We start from the raw sequence: 25,717 nt of genomic DNA, 5'->3' as shown, positions 1-25,717 counted from the left end.
GGTTGCTATAACGCATGCGTACAGGGAGACACACCGCAATGCACCCATTACTTAAACGTTCGCTGCTGTTTGTCGGCGCCATTATCGTGGTCCTCGCCCTCCTCGTCTGGGGGATCGGCCTGGAGACGATTAAGGCGCGCCAGGTTGACCTGGTTTATCTCGGGCAACAGCACATGATTCTGGTTTTCTCATCCATGTTTTTTGCCCTGCTGGTGGGTATTCCGGCCGGTATTCTGCTGAGCCGCCCGGCCGCGCGCGGTATCGCCGAATACGTGATGCAAATCTTCAACGTCGGCAACACGCTGCCGCCGCTGGCCGTGCTGGCGCTGGCGATGGTGGTGATTGGCATCGGCGATACGCCCGCCATCATCGCCCTGTTCCTCGCCTCTCTGCTGCCGATTGTGCGCAATACCTATGCCGGGCTGTGCGCGGTTCCGCCGTCGTTGCTGGAAGCGGCAAACGGCATCGGGATGACCAAATGGCAGCGGCTGCGTCAGGTTGAGTTACCCACCGCCTGGCCGGTCATGCTTTCGGGGATCCGCATCGCCACCGCCATTAACGTCGGTACCGCGCCGCTGGCGTTCCTGATTGGCGCCAGCAGCTACGGCGAGCTGATTTTCCCCGGCATTTACCTGAACGATTTCCCGACCCTGATCCTCGGCGCGGCGGCCACCGCCCTGTTCGCCCTGATCCTCGATACCCTGCTGGCGGCGCTGGGTCGCGCGATGAGCCCCCATCTCGCTCGATAACAATAATAAGGAGCTTTTATGAGACTGTTTTCCGGCCTGACGGCGCTGTGTGCCGCGGCGCTGTTCACCAGCCAGGCGATGGCGGCCCCGCTGATTCTGGCGACCAAGAGCTTTACCGAGCAGCACATTCTCTCGGCGATGACCGTGCAGTATCTGCAAAAGAAAGGATTCCAGGTTCAGCCGCAAACCAATATCGCCACGGTAATTTCCCGTAACGCCATGATCAACAAGCAGATTGATATGACGTGGGAGTACACCGGCACGTCGCTGATCATCTTCAACCACATCAACAAGCGCATGTCTCCAGAGGAGTCCTGGGAGACGGTGAAGCGCCTGGACGCGAAGCACGGTCTGGTCTGGCTCAAGCCCGCCGACATGAACAACACCTACGCTTTCGCCATGCAGCGCAAGCGCGCCGAGGCGGAACACATCAACACCATGTCGGAAATGGTGGCGAAGATTGAGCAGATCCGTAAAACCAACCCGGACAAGAACTGGCTGCTGGGCTTAGACCTGGAATTTGCCGGACGCAGCGACGGCATGAAGCCGCTTCAGGCCGCCTATAAAATGGACCTGGACCGCCCGCAAATTCGCCAGATGGACCCCGGTCTGGTCTATAACGCGGTGCGCGACGGCTTCGTCGACGCGGGTCTGATTTACACCACTGACGGGCGCGTGAAGGGCTTCGACCTCAAGGTGCTGGAAGATGATAAAGGCTTCTTCCCGAGCTATGCGGTCACCCCGGTGGTACGCAAGGACACGCTGGAGGCCAACCCGGGGCTGGAAGAGGCGCTCAACACCCTCTCGGCACAGCTCAACAACGACGTTATCACCGAACTGAACAAGAAGGTGGATATCGACCATCAGTCACCGCAGCAGGTCGCCCGTGATTTCCTGCGTAGCAAACAGCTGCTGTAGGAGGCGCTATGGAGACAATTCACTACATTCTGGACAACTGGGATTACCTCTTAACCCTGACGCTGCAGCATCTGTGGCTGGTGGCGCTGGCCGTAGGCTTAGCCATTCTCATCGGCGTCCCGCTGGGCATTCTGATTGTCCGCCACAGGTGGCTGGCAACGCCGGTGCTGGGGATAGCCACCATTGTGCTGACCATTCCGTCCATCGCCCTGTTTGGCCTGATGATCCCGCTGTTTTCGCTGATCGGTCAGGGTATCGGTGCCCTGCCCGCAATCACGGCGGTGTTTCTCTACTCGCTGCTGCCGATTGTACGTAACACCCATACGGCGCTCGACAGCCTGCCGCCTGGCCTGCGCGAAGCCGGGCGCGGCATTGGCATGACCTTCTGGCAGCGCCTGCGCTGGGTAGAGATCCCGATGGCGCTGCCGGTGATTTTCGGCGGGATCCGCACCGCCGTGGTGATGAATATCGGCGTGATGGCGATTGCCGCCGTGATCGGCGCGGGCGGTCTTGGCCTGCTGCTGCTGAATGGCATCGGCGGAAGCGATATCCGCATGTTGATTGCGGGCGCGCTGATGATTTGTCTTTTAGCGATTGTGCTCGACTGGCTGCTGCACCGTCTGCAGGTGGTTCTGACTCCAAAGGGGATTCGATAATGATAAAACTGGAAAACCTCACCAAACAATTTTCACAGAAGCGCGGCCAGACCTTTAAGGCCGTTGATAACGTCAGCCTGAACGTGCCGGAAGGGGAAATGTGCGTCCTGCTTGGCCCGTCCGGCTGCGGAAAGACCACCACCCTGAAGATGATTAACCGCCTCATTACCCCCAGCAGCGGAACGATCCTGATCAACGGTGAAGACACCAGCGGGATGGACACCGTCACACTGCGCCACAACATCGGCTACGTGATCCAGCAGATTGGCCTGTTTCCGAACATGACCATCGAAGAAAACATCACCGTCGTGCCGCGCATGCTGGGCTGGGATAAAGCCCGCTGCAAAACCCGCGCCGAAGAGCTGATGGATATGGTGGCGATGGATCCGCATAAGTTCCTCAACCGCTACCCGCGCGAGATGTCCGGCGGCCAGCAGCAGCGTATCGGCGTGATCCGCGCCCTGGCGGCGGATCCTCCGGTACTGCTGATGGATGAACCTTTCGGCGCGGTGGACCCGATCAACCGCGAGGTGATCCAGAACCAGTTCCTGGAGATGCAGCGCAAGCTAAAAAAAACCGTCATGCTGGTCAGCCACGATATCGACGAAGCCCTGAAGCTCGGCGACCGTATTGCGGTGTTCCGTCAGGGGAAAATCGTGCAGTGCGCCAGCCCGGATGAACTGCTGGCGAAACCGGCGAATGAGTTTGTCGGCTCGTTCGTCGGTCAGGACCGTACGCTGAAGCGTCTGCTGCTGGTATCGGCGGGCGACGTGACCGACCAGCAGCCGACCATAACGGTACAGGGCTCTACGCCGCTTCCCGACGCCTTTGCGACCATGGACGATAATGATATTCGCGCCGTGACGGTGGTCGACGAGCATGGCAAACCGCTGGGCTTTGTGAAGCGTCGCGAAGCGCGTCAGGCCAGCGGTACCTGCGCCGACATCCTGCATCCGTTTCGCATCACCGGCAAAGCGGAAGATAACCTGCGCGTGGTGCTTTCACGTCTGTATGAGAGTAATACCAGCTGGATGCCGATCGTGGATGAGGACGGGCGCTATAACGGCGAGATTTCTCAGGACTATATTGCCGAGTACCTGAGCTCCGGACGTACGCGTCGGGCGCTGAATATTCACAGCGACAGCTAACCTTTCTGGCCGGGCGTCGCCCGGCTTTTTCGCACGCATACCTTTTGCTAACCCCGCGATTTCCCGCCACAATATTGTATCGTTCCTGTTTACTCGCGACCCATGCAACGTCTTCATGCTTACCCCGACATCCGGGCAATGTTTCGCCGACTGCTGATTGCTACCGTCACCGGTGTACTGGCCGCGCTGGCCGTTGCGGTGTTTCGACACAGCATGTATTTGCTGGAGTGGCTGTTTCTCAGTAACGACAGCGGCAGCCTGGTGAATGCCGCCGCCGCGCTCGCTCCCTGGCGGCGTGCATTGACGCCTGCCCTGGGGGGGCTGGCGGCCGGGTTGCTGTTATGGGGATGGCAGCGAATGACCGCGCAGCGCCCTCACGCCCCCACCGATTACATGGAAGCGCTGGAGACCGGGGACGGTCAGTTTGACTACGGTGCCAGTCTGGTAAAATCCCTTGCCTCACTGCTGGTCGTGGCCAGCGGGAGTGCCATTGGTCGCGAAGGCGCGATGATCCTGCTTGCCGCCCTCGCCACCTCCTTTTTTGCCCGGCGCTTTACGCCGAAATCCGAGTGGAAACTCTGGATCGCCTGCGGCGCCGCGGCCGGGATGGCCAGCGCCTACCATGCTCCGCTAGCCGGAAGCCTGTTCATTGCAGAGATTCTGTTTGGCACGCTGATGCTGGCCTCGCTTGGCCCCGTGGTTATTGCTGCGGTGGTGGCGCTGCTCACGACGCATCTTTTAGCGCCCGGAGCCCTCACGCTCTATGACGTGCATCTGAGCGGCATATTCACCGCGGCAGATTATGCCCTGTTGCTCGCTATGGGTTTGCTGGCGGGCCTCTGCGGCCCACTGCTGATGTGGCTGATGACGTTCAGTCATGGGCTATTCCTGCGTCTCAAACTTTCACCACCGTGGCAACTGGCGCTCGGCGGTTTGATCGTCGGGCTGCTGTCCCTTTTGACACCTAAGGTGTGGGGGAATGGCTACAGCGTGGTTCAGGCTTTTCTGATCGCGCCCCCGTTGCTGTTGGTCATTGCCGGTGTGTTTATCTGTAAACTGCTGGCGGTGCTGGCCAGCAGCGGCTCCGGTGCGCCGGGAGGGGTATTTACGCCTACGCTGTTTGTCGGTATGGCGACAGGTATGCTGTTTGCTCAACTTTTCGCGCTGTGGTTACCGGGCTCTGAGACGGCGATTTTGCTGGGGCTGGCAGGGATGGCAACGTTACTCGCCGCAACCACACATGCGCCCATTATGTCGGCGCTGATGGTCTGTGAAATGACCGGGCAGTATTTTTTGCTGCCCGGTTTGCTGGTCGCCTGCGTGGTGGCGTCCGTTCTGTCGAGGACGTTACGCCACGACTCTATCTACGGTCAACACGCCACCGAGGGCAGAGAGATCGATGTATTGCGCTAACTCGCGCTGCTCTGCGCGGGGCAGGTACGGCAACTCACCGACCAAAGGCCCGGGCAGTTTTGTGCTCAGCACGTCGATGATTTCAGCGTAGTGCGCAAGTCCTGGGTTGATGCGGTTTGCCACCCAGCCAATCAACGGCAGGCCGTCATTGGCTATGGCTTGTGCCGTCAGCAGCGCATGGTTAATGCACCCTTCCTGGATACCCACAACCATCACCACAGGCAGCTGCTCCTGCACGACCCATTCAGACAGCGGGCGCAAATCATTCATCAGGCTGCGCCAGCCGCCCGTCCCTTCAACCACAACGTGATCAACCTTCCCGCTCAGGTTTGCCAGGCCATCAGACAGCAGGGGGTAATTAATCATACCGCTGTGCGCCACGCTGCTCTCCTCTTCGCTTAACGCAATTGGATTAACCGCGTCATATGTCAGCTCCAGCGACGAGACGCTTTGCAGCACCAGAGCGTCTTTATTACGCAATCCCTCTGGCGTCTCTTTACTGCCTTTTGCGACCGGTTTGTACCCTGCAACGCGTTTACCGCTTGCAGCCAGAGCCTGCAGTAATGCGCGGGATACGACTGTCTTGCCGACAGAGGTATCTGTACCAGTAACAAAGAAACGCTTAAGCATGACTCACTCCACCTCTTGGGTATGCTTCGAAAATATAAACCAGGTAAATAATTCAGTGGGGGAAGTCTACGGGATGCATGCGCTACCCGGCTTGAGATAGCGCAATTTTTCTTACATCTGCAGAAAAGAGTTAACCCTGTAACAGGCGGATCAACAGCGAGCCGTTATACATGGCATCTTTGACCAGCGCCGCACCTGCCATCGTGCCCTGGTTGGAGAATTGGGTACTTTCTACCGCAATATTCTTGCTGTACGCGGGGAGCGACTGCTGATGAATACAGGCCGAAATAGCCGGGAAGAGGATCTCCGCCGCCTGGCTGAGCGGCGAACCAATCAGGATTTTTTGCGGGTTGAAGAGATTCACCATAATAGCCAGAATGCGGCCAACGTTGTTACCTACGCCGGTAATAATGTCCTTCGCCAGGAGATCGCCCTGACGCGCGGCAGCGCAGAGGGAGTCCACCGTTAAGGGTTGTCCGTGTAGCGAAGAGCTCATGGACTGGCCGAGCCTCGCCTGCGCCAGTTCCAGCACGCTTTCCACGCTGGCAATCGTCTCCAGACAGCCATGGTTCCCGCAATAACAGCGTTTACCGTAAGGGTCGACCTGGGTGTGGCCGATTTCGACCAGACTACTGCTTCCGGCATGCAGAAGGCGTCCGTCGGTGATCACGCCCGCCCCGACGTTATGATCGATGACGACCTGAATGACGTCCCGCGCACCGCGTGACGCGCCAAACAGTGCCTCAGCCATCGTCCAGGCGCTGATGTCATGCTGAATATAGACCGGCACACCGGTATGGTTTTTCAGCACTTCACCCAGCGGCATCTCTTTGACATCGTCGTAAAACGGCATACGGTGAACAATGCCGTTTTCGGTATCAATAATGCCCGGCATGGTGATGGCTATCGCCGTTAAGCGTTCAAGCCGCTGCTGATGGCGGATAAAGAAGTTATCAATATGCGAGACAATCGCATCGAGGAGCGGTTCCTCAGCATTGAGCGGCAGTTCAAGCCGGTCTTCCACCACCAGTTTGCTGCTCAGGTCGCGCAGCGCAAGGAAGATTTCCCCCCGACTGATGCGCAGTGACAGGTAGTGCCACGCTTCCGTCTCGACCACCAGCCCGACCGCCGGACGGCCACGGCTGCCCGGCTCCTGGATCTCGGTCTCCTGAACCAGGTGGGCTTCCAGCATTTCGCGGACAATCTTGGTGATACTGGCAGGTGCCAGTTGTGCCAGGCGCGAAAGATCGATACGCGAAACCGGACCAAGCTGATCAATCAGGCGATACACCGCGCCAGCATTGGTCTGCTTAATCTGATCAATATGCCCTGGCTGACTATCAGCAACCACCTCGTACTCCCTTATTTTCGAGCTTCGAAATAAACTGTGGGCTATGGTGAAGCACTTCCATGTCCGTCGTCAAATATTTACTTAGCCATGTGATTTACTGCACATTTTTGCCCGTATTTCCCTATAAATATCGCCCGGCAGAGGCGCTAATTAACTGCTGTTTAAAACGCTGTGCGGCATGACTCTGTTCATGATGTTTTGACCATACCAGCCACATCTCTGAAACAGCGTCCTCTTCAGCGATGGTAACCCAGCGCATTTCGCGCAATTGTACCCGTTTAAAGGAGGCCGGAAGAATAGACACGCCCAGCCCGGCAGCGACCAGACCAATAATGGTCATCGCTTCCCCGACTTCCTGAGTAATAACCGGGGCAAGATCGTAGCGGCGCATCAAACCCAGAATATCATCATACAGGCCCGTCCCGACCTGCGGGTCAAAAAAGACAAACGGTTCTTTTGCCAGTTCTGCCAGCGTGACAGACGGACGCGAAGCCAGTGGATGATCGTGAGGGATCATCGCCATCAGCGGTTCGCGCAGGATCACCTGCCACGACAGCGTGTCCGGCAGTTGAGTGTTTCGCATCAGCCCCAGATCCAGCGAACCTTCATTCAGTGGCGCAATCTGTTCGCGGGTATTAATTTCGCGCGTCTGAATATGAACATCCGGAAAATGCCGGCGGAATGAGGAGAGCGTCTCCGAGACGGCGCTGATAAACGGTGCGGACGAGGTAAACCCGATCCGCAGTTCTCCGGTTTCACCGAGATACAGCCGTTCTGCCCGCGCCGCGGCCTCCTCGACCATACTCAGGATTTGTCTGCTATCGGCCAGAAACTGTTTTCCCGCCGCCGTCAGGCTTACGCTGCGGTTGGTGCGGGCCAGAAGACGCGCCCCAACCTGCTGCTCCAGGATCTGAATCTGCTGGCTTAGCGGTGGCTGAGAGATATTCAGTCTTGCCGCCGCGCGGCCAAAATGCAGTTCTTCGGCAACGGCAACAAAGTATCGGAGGTGACGCAGCTCAATATTCATATTTTTAAAGTATCATTTGAGATTATTAATATATTAGACAGAATATTTACATTTTCCTACTCTGATCGTGTGGTCATACCCGTCACCAGAAATCACGGGGATGTTTAAGCAAGGAAACTGTGTGAGTCGTACAACTGCCATTGATATCGATCCGGCCAGAGATATCAATGATTTACCCGTAGCATCTCAGCCGGTTCAGTTCATTAAACGCGGTACACCTCAATTTATGCGCGTCACGCTGGCGCTCTTCTCAGCGGGTCTGGCAACGTTTGCATTGCTCTATTGCGTTCAGCCGATCCTGCCCGTTCTCTCTCACGAGTTTGGCGTATCGCCTGCCAGCAGCAGCATTTCGCTCTCAATTTCCACCGGGATGCTGGCAATTGGCCTGCTCTTTACCGGCCCACTTTCCGATGCCATCGGTCGCAAACCGGTGATGGTTACCGCGCTGATGCTGGCCTCGGTCTGTACGTTACTCTCGACCATGATGACCAGCTGGCACGGTATTCTGGTGATGCGCGCGCTGATTGGTTTATCGCTCAGTGGGGTTGCCGCTGTAGGGATGACCTACCTCAGCGAAGAGATCCACCCGAGTTTTGTTGCCTTCTCAATGGGGTTGTACATCAGCGGGAACTCCATCGGCGGGATGAGTGGACGCCTGCTGAGTGGGGTATTTACGGACCTCTTTAACTGGCGCATTGCGCTGGCTGTCATTGGCTGCTTCGCCCTTGCCTCTGCACTGATGTTCTGGAAAATTCTGCCGGAATCGCGCCATTTCCGCTCCACCTCGTTGCGCCCGAAAACGCTGTTTATCAACTTCCGTCTGCACTGGCGTGATAAAGGGCTGCCGCGCCTGTTTCTGGTCGGCTTCCTTCTGATGGGCTCCTTCGTCACGCTGTTTAACTATATTGGCTACCGCCTGATGCTCTCACCGTGGCATCTGAGCCAGGCCGTTGTCGGTTTGCTTTCTGTCGCTTATCTGACCGGAACATGGAGCTCCCCAAAAGCCGGAGCGATGACGGCACGCTTCGGGCGGGGACCGGTGATGCTGGTATTCACAGGCGTGATGTTACTCGGCCTGCTGTTGACGCTCTTCTCCTCCCTGTGGCTGATTTTTGCTGGAATGCTGCTCTTCTCCGCGGGATTCTTCGCCGCCCACTCGGTTGCCAGCAGTTGGATTGGCCCACGCGCCCGTCGGGCCAAAGGTCAGGCGTCGTCGCTTTATCTGTTCAGCTACTATCTCGGTTCCAGTATTGCCGGGACGCTCGGCGGCGTGTTCTGGCATAACTACGGCTGGAACGGCGTGGGCGGGTTTATCGCGCTGATGCTGTGCGCGGCGCTGCTGGTTGGCGCCAGTTTGCATAAACGTCTGCATTAACAATCCACCGCCTTCGTGTTTAAATCAAGCCGATGCTAATTTTTGTCATCGGCTGATTCAGACACGAGGACTTCATGAAAAACAACAACTACCAACAACTCACCCGCACCTTCCAGCGTCTCTCCCGATTCTCCCACCTCTCCTCTATCGCCAGTTGGGATATGTTCACCATGATGCCGCCAGGCGGCAGCGCTGCCCGTGGCGAGGCGCTGGCGGAGATAAGCGTCCTGCAACACCAGATCCTGACCGATAAAAAAGTCGGCGACCTGTTAGCGGCGGCGGCAGATGAAAATCTGAATGATATCGAACAAGCCAACCTGCGCGAAATGACGCGTCAATATCAGCAGGCCTCGCTGCTGCCAGAATCGCTGGTGGAAGCCAAATCCCTGGCGGGCAGCAAGTGTGAACACGCCTGGCGCACGCAGCGCCCCGCCAACGACTGGCAGGGCTTTTCTGCCAACCTGAAAGAGGTGGTCAAACTCAGTCGCGAAGAGGCTCGCCTGCGGGCCGAAGCCAAAGGCTGTACGCCGTACGACGCGCTGCTGGATATTTTTGAGCCCGACATGACCAGCGCGCGTCTGGACGTCCTGTTCGGCGATATGAAATCCTGGCTGCCGGACCTGCTGGCAAACGTGGTGGAAAAACAGGCTCAGCGTTCGTTTGTTCCACCGCAAGGCCCCTTCCCGACAGCAACACAGCGTGAGCTGGGGCTGGAAGCTATGCAGATGCTGGACTTCGATTTTAACGGCGGACGCCTGGACGTCAGTGCGCACCCGTTCTGCGGTGGCGTACCGGAAGATGTGCGAATTACCACGCGTTATGATGAGGATGAACTGCTGAGCGCGCTGTTTGGTGTGATTCATGAAACCGGGCACGCCCGCTACGAACAAAACCTGCCGCGAGCGTGGGCAGGACAGCCTATCGCTCTGGCACGCTCCACCGCCATCCATGAATCCCAGAGCCTGTTCTTTGAGATGCAACTCGGCCGCAGTGAGGCCTTCCTCAAACATCTCCTCCCTGCGGTGCACGCCCGCTTTGGCAGCCAGGCGGCGTTCAGCGAAGAGAACTTTATTGCCTGGAACCAGCGCGTGAAGCCGGGCTATATTCGCGTCGATGCGGACGAAGTGAGTTACCCGGCACATGTGGTGCTGCGCTATGAGATTGAGCGTGCGCTGATCAACGGCGAGATCGAGGTGGACGATATTCCCGCCCTGTGGGACGAGAAAATGCAGGCCTGGCTCGGATTATCCACGAAAGACAACTACCGCAACGGCTGCATGCAGGATATCCACTGGACCGACGGCGGTTTTGGCTACTTCCCGTCCTATACGCTGGGGGCCATGTATGCCGCGCAGCTGTTCCATGCGGCCAAAACGGCGCTTCCGGGTCTGCAGTCCTCCATCGCTGAAGGCGATTTTTCCGCGCTGTTTGACTGGCTGCGCCAGAACATCTGGCAGCACGGTAGCCGCTTTACCACGTCGCAGTTAATTACCCAGGCAACGGGTGAAGATCTGAATATCAGCTACTTCCGGGAACACCTGACCTCACGTTATCTGTAATTCTTTCAGCCGGAGCATGCTCCGGCTACCCCCTCGCCGAATTTGTTTAAGACTATGATTTAGCGCATACCGTTCCGATCACACCTGGTGTATTACTGCGCTTCCTTGTCAAATAATTAAACCGCTATCAGACAGGGATTAACAAAATAAAGGGATGAATGATGAAAGGCATAATGAAAACGATGTTGGCCATTGTGTGTGCGACGAGCTTAAGTACCTTCGCGGCCACGGATAACACACCACAAGACGCATTCAATGATATTACCCATTCACTGACAGATCTCCAGCCCATCACGTTTCAGGCTCCCGCGGAGCGATATAAGCTGCTGGTGTTTATTGATAATCAGTGCATTTACTGCAGCAATGTGGTGAAAAACGTTAAGCAGTATACGGATGCCGGGTTGACGATGTCGTTTCTGACCGTTGCGCCCAACGCCATTCGCGACTCGGTCATTGAAGATATGGGGCGCGTCTGGTGTTCAACCGATAAGGTCAAAAGCCTGCAAAAAGCGATGGCGGGATTTTTACCTGATAATGACACCACCGCAGCGTGCTCCGATTTGATCGTGCGGCAATCCGCGCTGGCTGAACGGTTGGGCGTGAGCATTACGCCAGTTATGGTAGTAATTGAGCCTGAGTCACGCACCATCATTGGCAGCCAGCCTCCGGCTGCGATTCTGGCTGCACTCAAAAAATAACGCAGGCCTGAACGGACAGCGGCGCAGGCCCTGTCCGTTCACCGTTTCCACCCTTTGTACATATGGTTACACAGCGATACCAATCACTCACGGAAACCTCGAATTTACAGGGATATAGTTATTTCAACGGCCCCGCAGTGGGGTTAAATGAAAAACCAAATTCGAGGGTATGAGAATGAATAAAGTATTAGCTCTGGTTGTTGCCGCTGCTATGGGTCTGTCTTCTGCTGCGTTTGCTGCTGAAACTACTGCAACCGCTGCACCGGCTGCCGCTCCAGCTGCAACCACTACCGCTGCTCCAGCAAAAGCAGTTCACCATAAGAAACATCATAAAGCAGCAATGAAAAAAGAAGCCGCTGCACCAGCAACCGCAGCACCAACCGAGCAAAAAGCTCAGGCTGCCAAAAAGCACCACAAAAAAGCCGCTAAACCGGCTGTAGAGCAGAAAGCGCAGGCCGCTAAAAAGCACCACCACAAAAAAGCGACCAAACCAGCTGTAGAGCAGAAAGCGCAGGCTGCTAAAAAGCACCACCACAAAAAAGCGACCAAACCAGCTGTAGAGCAGAAAGCTCAGGCCGCTAAAAAGCACCACAAAAAAGCAGTAAAACACGAAGCTGCTAAACCAGCTGCACAGCCAGCTGCGTAAGAGTACAAGCTTAATCGTGCCCTTCGGGGCACGTTGGTAAACCGGCGCTGAACCGGAACAGGTTCCGCGCCGTTTTTTTATCCGGAGGGCGTATGCTGCGACGCTATCGGTTTGAGCTGATCCTGATCCTGCTTATTTTATGCGCGCTCATCGCAAGCCATTTTTATCTTTCCTGATTGTAGCACGCTGATTTTACTCCCACTTTAGCGCTGTCCCGTCTATAGTATTTTCATAGGGTTCACTTTTAATAATCATAATTACCCCCACCAGAGTGTGATATGCGTAAATCTGTTGTGTTGTTACTGGGAACGTTTGGTCTTTTTTCTGGATTTTCACATGCGGATGATGGCGGTGATGACACCATTAGCGCGAAAGATCTAAAAACGCTTTTTTTCGGTCATGATGACCGGACTCGCGTCACCGATCCTACCCAGGCGCCCTGGGATGCAATAGGGCAACTGGAAACCGCCAGCGGTAACTTGTGTACCGCGACGTTGATCACCCCGCAGCTTGCCCTGACGGCCGGCCACTGTCTGTTGACACCGCCAAACGGTAAGCCAGACAAAGCGGTTGCCTTGCGGTTTGTGTCGCAAAAAGGAATCTGGCGCTATGAAATCCACGGTATTGAAGGCCGGGTTGACCCTTCTCTCGGCAAACGCCTGAAACCCGATGGTGATGGCTGGATAGTGCCACCGGCAGCCGCCTCATGGGATTTTGGCCTGATCATTTTGCGCTACCCGCCTTCAGGTATTACGCCGCTGCCGTTATTTGACGGAGATAAAGCCGCACTCACCGCCGCCCTGAAAGCTGCCGACCGCAAGGTGACGCAGTCAGGCTACCCTGTCGATCATCTGGATGCGCTTTACACTCACACCGACTGTGTTGTGACGGGCTGGGCACAAACCAGCGTGCTTTCGCATCAGTGCGATACGCTGCCAGGCGACAGCGGTTCACCGTTAATGCTGAAAACGGATAATGGCTGGCAATTGATTGGCGTCCAGAGTTCCGCGCCTGCGGCGAAAGATCGCTGGCGCGCAGATAACCGGGCGTTGTCTGTTACCGGTTTTCGCGACAAGCTGGAAGCGCTGGCGCAACAGTAAATCAGCACTGCCTGATCTGATGTAATTCTCTGATTGACTCAATTGGCATCGGCTGGCTGAACCAAAAACCCTGCAGTTGATCGCAGCCAGCCAGCCGTAGCAGTTTCATCTGTTTTTCGGTTTCCACCCCTTCCGCCACCACCGCCATGCCCAGCGCATTGGCGATCCGCACTGTGCCGCTGACCAGCGCTGCCGCCTGTTCATCGTTGCCCACCAGCCCGGCCAGTGATTTATCAATCTTAATGGTGTCGAAGTTAAAACGCCGTAAATATCCAATACTGGAATAGCCCGTGCCAAAATCATCCAGCGCCACCGCGGTTCCAAGCGCTTTAAGATTGGCTATTGCCATGCGGGCTCGCTCCGGGTTTTCCAGCACATAGGTCTCTGTTACCTCAAGCTGCAATCTGTTGGCCGGGAAACGCGTGGTCTCCAGCACACTTGCCACTTTGTCTTCAAATTCAGGATCGCGAAATTGTGCAGGAGAGATATTCACGGAGAGTTTTAACTCACTGAATGGCTCCAGATCCTGACAGGCCCGCTGCAAGACAAACTGGCCCAGTTTGTAAATCAAACCACTGGTCTCTGCAATGGTGATAAAGGTGTCCGGGTCAAGTGGCCCGCCCGGTCGACGCGGCCAGCGAACCAGCGCTTCGACACTGCCCATTTTCTGGCTGTGAGCGTCAATAATTGGCTGGTACCAGACCTCAAACTCATCGCGCTCCAGGCCGCTTCTGATCTGATTCTCAATCGCCAGCTTACGTTCACGGGTACTGTTCAGCGCCGCGTCGTAGTGGGTGATGCGCCCTTTTCCACTCATTTTGGCGTGATACATGGCAATATCCGCACGGCGAAACAACTCAGTACTGGTGCATTCGATCAGGGTGCCGCTGGCAATACCTATACTGGCGCCGATATGGATTGTGCGCTCCCCTAGCCGAATCGGGATGTTGAGAAAATCCAGCACCGAACGGGCAAACGCAGTGGCCTGCGCTTCCGCGCCATCACCACCGATGGTCATAGCAAATTCATCGCCGCCCATGCGTGCCAGCATCCCTCCCGGTGGGACGCGTTCATTCAGCGTTTTCGCTATCACTACAATGAGATCGTCACCCACGCTATGGCCGTAGATGTCATTGACATCCTTAAAGCCATCCAGATCGATAAACACCACGCTTTTGACGTCAATATCACCGCGTAAACTCACGCGATCCAGATCTTCGATCAGCGCACGTCGGTTCGGCAGATGGCTTAACCAGTCCGTTCTCGCGACCATACGCGCCTGATTTTCTCCACGCGCAAGTTTGTACAGCCCCACACCGCTCACCAGAATGAAGAGCAGGATCAGCGCCGACGCCAGCACCACAATCTGCGTAATATCAGACGATGCAGCCCGGGCGGCTTGCGCTCCCGGAAGACGAGCCTGCCAGTTCAGGTATCCCAGTAACTCTCCTGCTGAACTGCGCAGGGGCATACTCAGATTATTGATTTTTTCAGGGGTAAAATTGAGGTTATCAATCTGAAAGGTCGTCCCCAGATCGGATAATATTTTCGCGTTCAGATGACGCGTAATCACCAGATAGCGGCGTGTTCCATCGGTAACCTGTAAATCTCCAACCATCGGGCGAATCAGCCCTATCCCAATAAATGCAATGCCGTTACGCGTTCGGGTGATGCCCGCATAGATATTTTTATCACCGGGCAGTGCTTGTCCGTACTGGTTAATAAGCCCTTTGAAGCCTTTACCAAAAAAATCAAGGTTCGTCTCTTTGAACGGTTGGCTTTGAAACGATCCCCAGATGACATTGAAGTGTTCATCAAGCACGAAAGTGCCGTCATAAAGGTTGTTAATTTTAAAGCCAGCGCCCCAGGTGTTATACAGCCAGTTGGGATCCAGAGTTGGACGGTACGTCTCGTGTACCGCATCGTCCCAGACAGCGTTATCCAGGACCAGAGAGGAGACTCGGTTGACGGATGTCTGAATGGCACCCTGCACGGAAAGTGCCGAACGGTGTTCGTCAATTTCATTGGTTTTCGTGCTGATAAGGTGCAGGGATAGATAGAGCAGTGCCACAATGGAAATGATTAAGCCGATCCCCGCGATGAAGACCATGGCAAACAATGTTCTCGCAGTAGGAATATTGCGCCAGCTCAATGTGCGATACATCAGCCATCCTCTTCAATGTTATGCTTTTCTAAGAGTACTACAGGCAGCGAATTTCGCTGCCTGTAAATAATGGCTGTCAGTATATCAGGCGAGTTTTATCATGATCATACCAGCAAGCAGTAATATCAATCCTACCCAGCCTTTGTTATTTAAACGCTGACCGAAGAGCACCCAACCTGCTGCCAGCGTGGCGGCGATACCAAACCCTCCCCACAGCGCATAGGCAACAGAAAGGTCGATTCCTTTTACCGCCTGGGACAGGGCACTGAACGCCCCCAGAACCGCCGCAATCGACATCAGTCCGTACACTTTACGGCGAAAACCATCCGAGAATTTCAGCAGGACGTTAGCCAGAATTTCCAGCACGATGGCAAAACCCAGCCAGGCCGCATGAACCCATTCAAACTGTTGCATGGTTCTGCTCCTTCTGCTGTTTTGTCGGCTTACGAGTACCCGATTTAATCAGCACAATACCCGCAACCAGGGTCGTTAACCCGGCAACCTTCATCGTGGAGAGCGTTTCGTCAAATATCATGACGCTGAACAGTGTAATCAGCAAAATACCGATCCCCTCCCATAGGGCATAGGCCACACCCAGCGCAATTTTTTTTACTGCAAATGAGAGGAAAATATAGGAAAGTGAAATCATCACCAGCATTAAAATAAAACCGGTGTTGCCATCGCTGACACTTGCCCATTTCATCGACAACGTGCCGGTAATTTCAGCGATAATAGCCAGAGCTAATAAAATCCAGTAAAACATGTTTTTCTCCTGCTTGAGAATATAATCCATCGTGGCCCGCCGCGAACAGCAAACCAAAAAATATGAAATTAAATCGGACAGCTAAGCGCGTAGCGCCAGCTCAGGCAGAAGATGTGACTATAGTGCGGTGCGCCAGTGTTGCTCACCAGAAAGCAGGCAGAAGGAAGAGGAAAATACAGCAGTATTGTTTGAAAAGTACGTCCTGAACAAATTGTCCATAAAATTACAATTATCCGCGGTGTTGCTTCTCGTCTTTGCGGATCAAAATTGTCCTCGGTAGTTAAACACGCCAGATTTGTACCATAAGTCAGGATTTTACTCAAAGTCTTTGCAATTCTTTACCCACCCCGTTTGATTTTGGTTACTTTATTACAGCGGGTTTCGCATTTATTATAAATAAAAAGATTATTCCGGAGTCACCATGGCTAAACCCATCATTACCCTGAACGGGTTAAAAATTGTCATCATGCTGGGCATGCTGGTGATCATTCTGACAGGCGTTCGTTTTGCCGCCGACATCATTGTCCCCTTTATTCTGGCGCTGTTTATTGCGGTGATCCTTAACCCGCTGGTACAGCGCATGACACGGTTACGCATCCCGCGCGTGCTGGCGATCACCCTGCTTATCAGCATCATTATTATTGCGATGGTTCTGCTCGTCGCTTATCTGGGGACGTCGCTCAATGAACTGGCGCGAACATTGCCGAAATACCGTTCGTCACTGGCGATACCGCTCCTGCAAATTGAACCCTGGCTGCAGCGTGCAGGCATAGAAGTCTCGGTTGAGGAGCTCCTGAAATATATCGATCCCAACGCGGCCATGACGCTTGTCACCAGTCTGCTGGCGCAACTCTCCAATGCCATGACCTCTATTTTCCTGCTGTTCTTAACGGTGGTGTTCATGTTGCTGGAGGTGCCGCAGCTTCCCACAAAGCTGCAGCAGATCATGGTTCGTCCGGTTGAAGGTATGGGGGCAATTCAGCGCGCGCTGGACAGCGTTTCCCGCTATCTGGTGTTAAAAACGGCCATTAGTCTGGTCACAGGAGGGGTGGTCTGGGGAATGCTCATGGCGCTGGATGTCCGCTTTGCATTTGTCTGGGGACTGCTGGCGTTTGCGCTGAACTACATCCCTAACATCGGCTCCGTGCTGGCAGCAATCCCCCCTATTCTTCAGATGCTGGTTTTCAGCGGGTTCTATGACGCGTTGATTCTGCTGGCTGGATATCTGGTGATTAATCTGGTGTTCGGCAACATTCTTGAGCCACGGATGATGGGGCGTGGACTGGGGTTGTCCACACTGGTGGTCTTTTTGTCCCTTATTTTCTGGGGCTGGCTGCTCGGCCCCGTTGGGATGCTGCTTTCCGTTCCGCTGACCATCATTGTGAAGATTGGCCTGGAACAGACGGCTGGCGGGCAAAGTATCGCGGTGCTGCTGAGCGATATGAGCCATCAATAACGGTCACGCTATCATCGACAGGATCGGCTTGCCGATCCTGCCACCTTCACGGTACGCACTTAGCGCCCTCTGCCATTCCGTCAGAGGGTACACCGTGGCATGGCTGTACTGGCTACCACGCAACTGAGGCCAGATGCGTTCGAACTCGGCATGCCACGCCTCCACGCTGAGGGCATCGAGATAGTTGCGAATATGAAACCATGCCACGCGCGGCATGGGGCGCTGCTGACGGAAGGTTTGCCCGGAGAGCAGTCCGTAGCAAACAAACATGCCCTGCTCGGGCATCACGTTGAGAATAGCTTCCGCAAGCGCTCCTCCGGTCGCATCGTAAACAACATCGGCACACGCAGCGATAGCGCCGATTCTCTTCGTATCCTGTTGCGCGACGGGAATGATCCCCATCGCATCCAGCCTTTCAGCATGTACAGGTGAACGGTGAATACCGTATACCGCTTGTGCTCCCCTCTGACGCGCCCACTGCCCGAGCAGAATGGCACAGTCAGAACCGGCAGCCGTGAGCAACACCCGCTTTCCCTGTGGTGGATAGTGAGCGAGCATCATCTGCGCCGCCAGCGGATTGATATAGGCCCGTGCGGCCAGGCGTGAGTCGATATTGTCCGGAACCGGGATCGTATACTCAGCCGGGCAATCAACATAGCGCTGCCAGGTTCCCTGCCCCCGTAAGGGTAAGACGCGCTTGCCCACCAGCCCCGTGAAGGGGGCTGGTGCCTGGGTCACAATCCCGACGCCTTCATACCCTGCCACCGCCGGTAGCGGCGTCCGGTGGCGATAGGCCCCGGTAATGGGGATAAGATCGGACGCGTTCACCGGGGAAAACAGCATTTGCACACGAATATGACCTGGAGCAAGCTCGCCCAATGGCGCTGTTTCCGGCTGCAGAACAGAATCTGGCTCGCCAAAACGTCGATACCAGAGGGCCAGGTTTTCCATTACGATCTCACGGCTAATTACAGAATGGCTACTCGCGCCAGCCCATTGCCGGTGCGACATGTTTGAGAATGGACTCAATCACGTGCGCATTGTAATCCACACCAAGTTGATTCGGCACGGTCAATAATAACGTATCGGCTTCGGCAATCGCGTCGTCCTTTTTCAACTGTTCAATCAGCTTGTTAGGCTCTGCGGCATAGCTACGTCCGAAGATCGCACGCGTTTTCTCATCAAGATAACCGACGCTATCGCTGTCGCTCCGGCTGGAGCCGAAGTACATCCGATCGCGATCGTCCATCAGCGCAAAAATACTGCGGCTAACCGAGACTCGTGGCTGACGCGTATGCCCCGCTTCCGCCCACGCCTGACGGTAAGCGCGGATCTGTTTTGCCTGCTGAATATGGAACGGCTCACCGGTTTCATCGTCTTTTAAGGTAGAACTTTGCAGGTTCATTCCCAGTTTTGCCGCCCACACTGCCGTCGCATTCGAACCGGCGCCCCACCAGATACGCTCGCGCAAACCGGCGGAATAAGGTTCAAGGCGCAGCAACCCCGGCGGGTTCGGGAACATAGGTTGTGGATTCGGTTTTGCAAAACCTTCTCCACGCAATACCTCAAGCAGTACCTCGGTATGGCGGCGTGCCATATCAGATTCGTTTTCCCCTTCCTGCGGGACATAGCCAAAATGACGCCAGCCATCAATAACCTGCTCCGGGGAACCCCGGCTGATGCCAAGCTGCAAACGCCCACCTGAGATCAGATCCGCGGCTCCAGCATCCTCTGCCATGTACATCGGGTTTTCATAGCGCATATCAATGACGCCAGTACCGATTTCAATGGTTTTCGTTTTGGCGCCTATTGCGGCCAGCAGGGGGAACGGGGAGCTCAACTGCCGGGCAAAGTGGTGCACACGGAAATACGCGCCGTCTGCACCCAACTCTTCGGCCGCCACGGCCAAATCAATGGACTGAAGCAATGTATCCGCTGCTGAACGCGTACCGGACTGCGGTGAAGGTGTCCAGTGACCAAACGACAGAAACCCGATCTTTTTCATAACGATTTATCCTGATGGGACTTTGCATCTCACCTACTTTACGCATTACCCGGTGAGAATAAATGCCGTTTATTTAACGGAATGATTCAAATAAATTGACTGAATTGAGGGGTTCGTCATTACGCTCCATAATGGGATATAATATCCCCCACTCTTTTCATGGCAGGTAAAACCGGCAATGGCTTTGATCCCTAAAAACTACGCGCGGCTGGAAAGCGGCTATCGCGAAAAAGCATTAAAAATCTATCCATGGGTGTGTGGTCGCTGCTCGCGAGAGTTTGTTTATTCCAATCTGCGTGAACTCACGGTTCACCATATCGATCACGACCATACCAACAACCCGGAAGATGGCAGCAACTGGGAACTGTTGTGCCTGTTCTGCCATGACCATGAACACTCGAAATACACCGAAGCGGATCAGTACGGTACCACCGTGGTTGCAGGGGAAGACGCGCAAAAAGACGTGGGCGTTGCCACGTTTAACCCGTTTGCCGATTTAAAAGCGATGATGAATAAGAAGAAATAATATCGCACCGCCCATACCAGCCGTATGGGCGATTCTCGGGGCAGTGTGACAGCAGGCCGCCCCTTCTGTTTTACGCCGTCGTCAACGCAAAACGGTCTTTCAGCATACTGGAGATTTCTTCCTCCGCCAGTTGCTGTATTTCAACCCCATCCGCAGTGATCGTCTTCAGCACATCGCCCAGTAAAATCTCACGTCCTTCCGGGCGATGCTGCACCACCACCAGCTTCTGGACAAAGATGGCATCCGGATGCGTGGAGTTAAGGTAGTTGGCCGGAACGAAATCAATCCATTCCTGAGGCGTGAGATCAAAGCCGTATTGACGGGCCCATTCCCCCTCCACTTTTGCCTGAAGCAGATATTCGCCCTCTGCGCTACGGCTAAGCCGAAACGTGTCGAAATCCTGGGTGATATCGACATCAAGCGTGTCCAGCGCCATCGGTGCACGGATGCCGTAGCTGCCGAACCCGAGATCGCAAAGCCACTGTCGACTATCTACCTCAGCGATGAGCGCCATGTGGGTTTTCGGTCGTCGCGCAGGGTAGAACATCGGGCGTGCCGCCACGAAACGGTAAGGAATACCTACCGCCTCCAGCGCCATGGCAAAAAGACCGTTCACCTCATAGCAGTAACCGCCGCGCCCCTGCGTTAACACCTTATCGGCAATATCGTCTGGTGCCAGCGAGACAATTTTGCCCGCCTGCACGTCCAGATTTTCAAAGGGAACTGAAAAGAGCTGATGACGCATAAGCGCATGTAACGTGGCCGTATCGGCAGCCACCGGTCCGGTGTAGTTTATGCGTTTGAAATAAGTAGAGATGTTGAAATTATTGCTCTGCATAATGCCTCCTTGTCCTGAACATGTCGGACACTATAGATGGCGCGCATCATTGGCTGTATAGTCAGTTTTATCGAAAATCAGCCTGAACAGATGCCCATGTCTGCCCCATCTCCGTCGTCCCCACATTACCGCCGAATAGCTGAGATGCTCCGTCTAACACTGACTTCAGGTGCGTTGCGTGTAGGCGACCGGATGATCTCCGCGCGTAAACTGGCCGAACGCGAACACGTTAGCCTTCCGACGGCGCTGGAAGCCCTTCGTTGCCTTGAAGCAGAGGGGCTGATTGTGGCGCGTCCGCGTTCGGGCTACTTCATCTGCCAGACCAGCATCACTCCGCGTGCGGAACCTTCGCACTCCGTACCTGGTCCGGTCCCTGTGGCAATGTCCGCCGTGGCCCGCTCGCTGTTCAGCAGTGCAGAAGCCCGTCTGATACCGTTGGGCGCAGCCCTGCCTGACCCCGCATGGCTACCCGGCGATATGCTGCAACGGGCGTTGCACTCTGCCGTCCGCCGTCTGGACGCACACGGACAAAGCTATAGCCTGCCTCCGGGAAGGCGTGATTTACGAAGTAAGATTGCCGCGCGTTCTGCGCAATGGGGGGCTCGTTTCGGCGCGGATGATCTCATCATCACCGCGGGTGCAACGCAGGCGCTGCGCCTTGCCCTTCAGGCAGTGTGCCAGCCAGGTGATGTCGTAGCGATTGAGCAGCCTGCCTACTTTGGTACACTCCTGCTGCTGGAAGATTTAGGCCTAAGAGCCTTAGCGATCCCGACCGATCCCGTTGAAGGCCTGTTACTGGAACCGCTGGCTGACGCCATTCGCTACCACCGCCCCGCTGCCGTTTTGGCCTCACCCACCGTGCAAAACCCTTTGGGTGCCAGTATGCCCGTTGCACGCAAGCAAGAGCTTGTTGCTCTGCTTGAGCAGGCAGAGATCCCTTTAATTGAGGACGATGTCTATGGTGACCTCGTTGGCGAAGGGCAACGCCCTCCGGCCTGCAAAGCGTTCGACCAGAGCGGAAACGTGATTTACTGCAGTTCGCTCTCTAAAACGCTTGCGCCAGGCTGGCGGATCGGCTGGATTGCCGCCGGGCGCTACCACGCGCAGGTATTGCAGACGCGTATGGCCGGAGAGTGGGCAGGTGCGCCAATGCTGGAAGCCGCAACGAGCGAGATCCTCGCAAGTGGCGACTACGATCGTCATCTGCGGCGGTTAAAGCACCGGATCGCAGAGGGAATAGACGCCGTCGTTGCGCGGGTCGAGACGAGTTTCCCACCGGGTACACGTGTTAACGTGCCCACTGCCGGTTTCCTGTTGTGGGTAGAACTTCCTCAGCAGATCAACGCGCTGGAGGTGCATCGACGTGCGCTGGCGTTGGGCATCGGCGTCAGCCCTGGCCCGCTGTTTTCCCCTGGCGCAGAATTAACGCACTTTCTGCGGCTAAACTGCGCAAACGAACCAACGCTCCTCCTGCTGAATGCCGTGGAACAGATTGGCGCGCTGTGTCACGAACTGGCTGTTTTCACACCAGACTCTCCAGCCACTCGGTAAATACCCGCACTTTTCGGGAGAGGTGACGGTGTGGATAGAGAAGTGACAATTTTCGGTCCGGAGATCGGTAGTCTGGCAAGACTTCAACCAGAAGACCGCGGTCAATGTAAGGCTGCAGAAAGAGATTCATCCCCTGCATTAATCCCAGTCCGGCCAGACCTGCCGCAATGTAGGCTTCGGAGTTATCCACCACAAGTTTTCCGGGAAGTTTAATCTCAGCAGTCCCTTCTGGCGTTGTAAAAGTCCACGGATAAATTTGTCTGCTGTTGTTGTTAACCCAGTTGATCGCCTGATGTTCGCGTAAATCATCCAGCGTTGCAGGCGTGCCGTTTTTCGCAAGCCAGGCCGGGCTGGCGCAAGTCGTAATCTTGATATTCCCGATTTTACGCGCGATATAGTCACCATCGTCGAGTTCTCCCACCCGTAGCACACAGTCCAGGCCCTCTCGTAGCATATCCCGACGACGGTCAGAACTGCTCAGGATAATATCGATTTCAGGATGCTGGCGATAAAAATCAGGCAGATTAGGTATCACCCGCAACGCCGCAAAAGAGATGGGCATATCCACACGTAACTGACCGTGTATTGCCCGGCCACTGCCAAACGACTCCAGTAATTCATCAGCCTGCACCAGCAGAGGTTTACTCTGACGGTAAAACGCTTCCCCATCAGGTGTCAGGCTGATACGACGCGTTGTTCGTTGCAGTAAACGTGTGCCGCTGTGTTGCTCCAGAAGCTGTAATGCTTTGGTGACTGCCGGACGATGGATTTGCAGATTCTCCGCCGCCTGGGTAAGACTCCCTGACTCGATAATTTCAATAAAAATCCTAATAGATTCAAAGAGGTTTATTTGCATAAAGGATGTTTTTGCCGCAAGCAGGATAAAGTTATTGTTATGAATTTTATAACAGTGATGAATCTTTTTGGCTATTTTTCCTAACAATATTGAGCCCTACACTCTCCCCCATTCAAACATGAGGGAGAGTCTGCTATGAAAAATAACCGTATCTGTCAGATCCTGGGTATCGAAAAACCTGTTATTCAGGGGCCTTTATCCTGGCTCACTGATGCACGATTAGTCGCCGCAGTCAGCAATGCCGGAGGGCTCGGTGTGCTGGGACCAAATGCAGGTTTAACCGCCGATACCGCGGTCTCTACGCCGAAAGAGACCGCTGAAAAAATGCGTGAGGAAATTCGTAAAACCAAACGGCTGACCGAAAAACCCTTTGGCGTGAACCTGATCCCCACAGCCGTTAATGACATCTGGACCGGGCCTATCCTTCAGGTGGTAAAAGAAGAAGGTATCAGGGCCGTGGTGTATACGGGTTATGGGGAAGGCAGCATTATTCCAGCGCTTTTTAACGAGTTAAAAGAGACAGGTATCACCATTATCTACCGCGACATCAACCCAACGCCTGAAAACACTCGTCTCGCAGAAGACCTGGGAGCAGACATTATCGTCGCCACCGGTTTTGACGAAGGGGGCACATTGCCCGCAACGGTGCTTGGCACCTTTTCCATCGTGCCGCTGATTGCCGATGCCGTGAAGCACATTCCAGTGATGGCTGCGGGGGGTATTACCGATAACCGCACCGCCAGAGCGGCCCATGCATTAGGCGCTGAAGGCGTGTTTGCCGGTTCGGTCTTTATCAGCACAGAAGAAAGCCGCGTGCCGCAGGGGGTCAAAGATAAAATTATTGCCGCCAACGGTCTCGATTTGCTGCTTTTCCGCACCGTGCCCCATTACTACCGTTCTCTTCCCGGCAAGCTGGCGGAAAAACTGGCGTTGATGGATAAAACAGGTGCAAGCAACGAAGAGTTGGGCAAGGTGATGGGAGGATTACGGGGTTTACGCCTGGGTATGCTGGAAGACAACACCGATGAAGGTTATATCGCGCTTGGCACAGGCATCGGAAATATCCGTAGTGTTAAAAGCGTCGCCGACGTCGTCAATGCGTTAACAGTTGAGTAAGTGTCCCCGCGTCCTGGCTTGCACCAGGACGCCCTTACAGTCAGGGAATAATACGTGCCGCTCTCAGCTGCGCGAACAGGTTGAAAAACATCTCATCGGTTGCCTGCATTCGCGTGAAGCCAGACCGCCGAAGCTTGCTGCCATCACCGAACATGTCGTAATTCCAGCTAAAGACGAAATCGGCAAAATGTCCGTCATTCAGCTGCATAATATCCGTTTCTACCAGCCGATCTCTGGCAAGCTCGCGCCATACCTCACGATAGTCCTTAAACAGCTGATGAAATGACAACCTCACGGGCGGAGCAGATTCCAGTTCAAACCAGCGTGCGATGCGCGGCCATAGCTCACTCCAGCGCCAGATATCGCCGTTATTCACGTTGAAAGCCTGATTCTGCGCCGCAGATGTCGTGGCAGCCCACAGCGTTGCCTCGGCCAGCAACCCGGCGTCGGTATGATCAACGATACTGTGCCAGGTCTGCTCGGTACCGGGAAAGCGCAAAGGTAGCCCCTGAGCCTTACACAAAGACGCATACAGAGCGATGCTCAGCGCCAGATTCATCGTGTTGCCGGGCACGGTACTTCCCACCACGCCCGGTCTGATGGCATTCCAGTGCCAGCTTTTCCCACGCTGAAAATCGCTGAGCCACGTGAGCTGAGCGGCGTTAAATTCTGCACCCGGTACGCCCGGATCGCTTTCGCGTGCCGGGGTTTTGAACGGCCCCAGATGTGCACCATAGACTTTGTACCCCTGCATCAGGCTGACCGTCTGCAGCGGTGCTGTTTTTTCGATATGACTGACCAGATGACGCAGCATCGTAACGTTCGGCTCGACCATGTCTGTCCAGTTTGCCGCGTTCGCCCAGGCGCTGTAAAAAATATGGGTGATACCACTCAGGGGTTGCAGCACCTCTGCGCTGTTCTGCGCATCCAGTAAATCGACATTCACCATCGGAATAGCATCCGGATGGGTCACTGCATGGCGACTGAGACCGATCACCTGCCATTTATTGTGCAGGAGCGTTTTGACGAGCTGTCTACCCACAATTCCGCTGGCACCAGCGACCAGCGCGACGTTTTGTTGCGGCATCTTATTCATGAAGTTTCTCCAGAAAGGGTGACAGGCGCAGTGTCATATATTATTTTTTTATTGGATATCCCCTTAAACCGATGGC

General features: G+C 55.1%; 25 protein-coding genes. 14 read left to right on the top strand and 11 right to left on the bottom strand.

Annotated elements, in window-relative coordinates:
* The first annotated feature begins 38 nt into the window (after positions 1-38).
* From osmY to clcB, 5 genes are all read left to right on the top strand, one after another.
* A complete protein-coding gene (gene osmY / locus ACLHV8_RS09375) occupies positions 39-749 on the top strand; it encodes an osmoprotectant ABC transporter permease OsmY (RefSeq protein ID WP_208593948.1) in 711 nt (236 codons plus the stop codon).
* 18 nt (positions 750-767) lie between these two features.
* A complete protein-coding gene (gene osmX, locus ACLHV8_RS09370) occupies positions 768-1,667 on the top strand; it encodes an osmoprotectant ABC transporter substrate-binding protein OsmX (protein WP_049005693.1) in 900 nt (299 codons plus the stop codon).
* Between the two features lie 8 nt (positions 1,668-1,675).
* The gene (gene osmW / locus ACLHV8_RS09365; RefSeq protein WP_021241193.1) at positions 1,676-2,323 is read left to right on the top strand and encodes an osmoprotectant ABC transporter permease OsmW; all 648 of its coding nucleotides are present in this window, start codon (positions 1,676-1,678) and stop codon (positions 2,321-2,323) included.
* A complete protein-coding gene (gene osmV / locus ACLHV8_RS09360) occupies positions 2,323-3,471 on the top strand; it encodes an osmoprotectant ABC transporter ATP-binding protein OsmV (RefSeq protein ID WP_208593947.1) in 1,149 nt (382 codons plus the stop codon). The genes osmW and osmV overlap by 1 nt, the downstream gene beginning before the upstream one ends.
* 102 nt (positions 3,472-3,573) lie before the next feature.
* Positions 3,574-4,884 (top strand): voltage-gated ClC-type chloride channel ClcB, encoded by a 1,311-nt coding sequence (gene clcB / locus ACLHV8_RS09355; protein WP_208593946.1) that lies wholly within the window; start codon positions 3,574-3,576, stop codon positions 4,882-4,884.
* Here clcB and bioD read toward each other — a convergent pair.
* From bioD to ACLHV8_RS09340, 3 genes are all read right to left on the bottom strand, one after another.
* Entirely contained in the window at positions 4,819-5,514 is a 696-nt protein-coding gene (gene bioD, locus ACLHV8_RS09350) for a dethiobiotin synthase (RefSeq protein WP_208593945.1), read from the bottom strand. The genes clcB and bioD overlap by 66 nt on opposite strands.
* A gap of 130 nt (positions 5,515-5,644) precedes the next feature.
* Positions 5,645-6,865, bottom strand: coding sequence for a sugar metabolism global transcriptional regulator Mlc (mlc, locus tag ACLHV8_RS09345; protein WP_028017362.1), 1,221 nt, complete (start codon positions 6,863-6,865; stop codon positions 5,645-5,647).
* Positions 6,866-6,986: 121 nt separating this feature from the next.
* Entirely contained in the window at positions 6,987-7,892 is a 906-nt protein-coding gene (locus ACLHV8_RS09340) for a LysR family transcriptional regulator (RefSeq protein WP_108090031.1), read from the bottom strand.
* Between the two features lie 121 nt (positions 7,893-8,013).
* Between ACLHV8_RS09340 and ACLHV8_RS09335 the strand changes: the two genes are divergently transcribed.
* The 5 genes from ACLHV8_RS09335 to ACLHV8_RS09315 all read left to right on the top strand — a co-directional run bounded on the left by ACLHV8_RS09335 (position 8,014) and on the right by ACLHV8_RS09315 (position 13,270).
* Positions 8,014-9,267, top strand: a complete 1,254-nt coding sequence (locus ACLHV8_RS09335) for an MFS transporter (protein ID WP_134708334.1) — start codon at positions 8,014-8,016, stop codon at positions 9,265-9,267.
* A 74-nt stretch (positions 9,268-9,341) separates the two neighbouring features.
* Complete coding sequence (locus ACLHV8_RS09330; RefSeq protein WP_208593944.1) at positions 9,342-10,826, top strand: carboxypeptidase M32; 1,485 nt, start codon at positions 9,342-9,344, stop codon at positions 10,824-10,826.
* A 173-nt stretch (positions 10,827-10,999) separates the two neighbouring features.
* The gene (locus tag ACLHV8_RS09325; RefSeq protein ID WP_244250001.1) at positions 11,000-11,524 is read left to right on the top strand and encodes a thioredoxin fold domain-containing protein; all 525 of its coding nucleotides are present in this window, start codon (positions 11,000-11,002) and stop codon (positions 11,522-11,524) included.
* A 175-nt stretch (positions 11,525-11,699) separates the two neighbouring features.
* The gene (gene asr, locus ACLHV8_RS09320) at positions 11,700-12,170 is read left to right on the top strand and encodes an acid resistance repetitive basic protein Asr (RefSeq protein WP_208593942.1); all 471 of its coding nucleotides are present in this window, start codon (positions 11,700-11,702) and stop codon (positions 12,168-12,170) included.
* 278 nt (positions 12,171-12,448) lie between these two features.
* Positions 12,449-13,270 carry a trypsin-like serine peptidase gene (locus tag ACLHV8_RS09315; RefSeq protein WP_028017357.1) on the top strand — a complete coding sequence of 274 codons (822 nt, stop codon included), beginning with the start codon at positions 12,449-12,451 and terminating at the stop codon, positions 13,268-13,270.
* A 1-nt stretch (position 13,271) separates the two neighbouring features.
* Here ACLHV8_RS09315 and ACLHV8_RS09310 read toward each other — a convergent pair whose 3' ends face one another.
* The 3 genes from ACLHV8_RS09310 to mdtJ all read right to left on the bottom strand — a co-directional run bounded on the left by ACLHV8_RS09310 (position 13,272) and on the right by mdtJ (position 16,197).
* Positions 13,272-15,434, bottom strand: a complete 2,163-nt coding sequence (locus ACLHV8_RS09310; RefSeq protein ID WP_208593941.1) for a bifunctional diguanylate cyclase/phosphodiesterase — start codon at positions 15,432-15,434, stop codon at positions 13,272-13,274.
* Positions 15,435-15,518: 84 nt separating this feature from the next.
* The gene (gene mdtI, locus ACLHV8_RS09305; RefSeq protein WP_028017355.1) at positions 15,519-15,848 is read right to left on the bottom strand and encodes a multidrug/spermidine efflux SMR transporter subunit MdtI; all 330 of its coding nucleotides are present in this window, start codon (positions 15,846-15,848) and stop codon (positions 15,519-15,521) included.
* Positions 15,835-16,197 (bottom strand): multidrug/spermidine efflux SMR transporter subunit MdtJ, encoded by a 363-nt coding sequence (mdtJ, locus tag ACLHV8_RS09300; RefSeq protein WP_028017354.1) that lies wholly within the window; start codon positions 16,195-16,197, stop codon positions 15,835-15,837. The genes mdtI and mdtJ overlap by 14 nt, the downstream gene beginning before the upstream one ends.
* Positions 16,198-16,618: 421 nt before the next feature.
* Here mdtJ and ACLHV8_RS09295 point away from each other — a divergent pair, with 421 nt between their 5' ends.
* Positions 16,619-17,653 (top strand): AI-2E family transporter, encoded by a 1,035-nt coding sequence (locus tag ACLHV8_RS09295; RefSeq protein WP_208593940.1) that lies wholly within the window; start codon positions 16,619-16,621, stop codon positions 17,651-17,653.
* A 3-nt stretch (positions 17,654-17,656) separates the two neighbouring features.
* Here ACLHV8_RS09295 and ACLHV8_RS09290 read toward each other — a convergent pair whose 3' ends face one another.
* Both ACLHV8_RS09290 and ACLHV8_RS09285 read right to left on the bottom strand, forming a co-directional pair.
* Positions 17,657-18,604, bottom strand: a complete 948-nt coding sequence (locus ACLHV8_RS09290) for a zinc-dependent alcohol dehydrogenase family protein (protein WP_208593939.1) — start codon at positions 18,602-18,604, stop codon at positions 17,657-17,659.
* Positions 18,605-18,632: 28 nt separating this feature from the next.
* Positions 18,633-19,658 (bottom strand): LLM class flavin-dependent oxidoreductase, encoded by a 1,026-nt coding sequence (locus tag ACLHV8_RS09285; protein ID WP_208593938.1) that lies wholly within the window; start codon positions 19,656-19,658, stop codon positions 18,633-18,635.
* 178 nt (positions 19,659-19,836) lie between these two features.
* Here ACLHV8_RS09285 and yajD point away from each other — a divergent pair, with 178 nt between their 5' ends.
* Entirely contained in the window at positions 19,837-20,184 is a 348-nt protein-coding gene (gene yajD / locus ACLHV8_RS09280) for an HNH nuclease YajD (RefSeq protein ID WP_006808895.1), read from the top strand.
* Between the two features lie 70 nt (positions 20,185-20,254).
* On the opposite strand, the gene ACLHV8_RS09275 is transcribed toward yajD, so the two are convergent.
* Positions 20,255-21,022 (bottom strand): arylamine N-acetyltransferase family protein, encoded by a 768-nt coding sequence (locus ACLHV8_RS09275; protein WP_208593937.1) that lies wholly within the window; start codon positions 21,020-21,022, stop codon positions 20,255-20,257.
* Between the two features lie 36 nt (positions 21,023-21,058).
* Between ACLHV8_RS09275 and ACLHV8_RS09270 the strand changes: the two genes are divergently transcribed.
* Positions 21,059-22,573 (top strand): PLP-dependent aminotransferase family protein, encoded by a 1,515-nt coding sequence (locus ACLHV8_RS09270; RefSeq protein WP_410376866.1) that lies wholly within the window; start codon positions 21,059-21,061, stop codon positions 22,571-22,573.
* On the opposite strand, the gene ACLHV8_RS09265 is transcribed toward ACLHV8_RS09270, so the two are convergent.
* On the bottom strand, positions 22,545-23,429 hold the full coding sequence (locus ACLHV8_RS09265; RefSeq protein WP_028017348.1) for a LysR family transcriptional regulator: 885 nt from the start codon (positions 23,427-23,429) through the stop codon (positions 22,545-22,547). The genes ACLHV8_RS09270 and ACLHV8_RS09265 overlap by 29 nt on opposite strands.
* Before the next feature lie 135 nt (positions 23,430-23,564).
* Here ACLHV8_RS09265 and ACLHV8_RS09260 point away from each other — a divergent pair, with 135 nt between their 5' ends.
* Entirely contained in the window at positions 23,565-24,545 is a 981-nt protein-coding gene (locus ACLHV8_RS09260; RefSeq protein ID WP_128347936.1) for an NAD(P)H-dependent flavin oxidoreductase, read from the top strand.
* A 40-nt stretch (positions 24,546-24,585) separates the two neighbouring features.
* On the opposite strand, the gene ACLHV8_RS09255 is transcribed toward ACLHV8_RS09260, so the two are convergent.
* The gene (locus tag ACLHV8_RS09255) at positions 24,586-25,641 is read right to left on the bottom strand and encodes an SDR family oxidoreductase (RefSeq protein WP_028017346.1); all 1,056 of its coding nucleotides are present in this window, start codon (positions 25,639-25,641) and stop codon (positions 24,586-24,588) included.
* Positions 25,642-25,717 lie beyond the last annotated feature (76 nt).

The sequence above is a fragment of the Enterobacter sp. CPE_E863 genome (assembly GCF_046521465.1).
Classification (GTDB): domain Bacteria; phylum Pseudomonadota; class Gammaproteobacteria; order Enterobacterales; family Enterobacteriaceae; genus Enterobacter; species Enterobacter adelaidei.
This window is presented reverse-complemented; position numbering and strand designations above follow the sequence as displayed.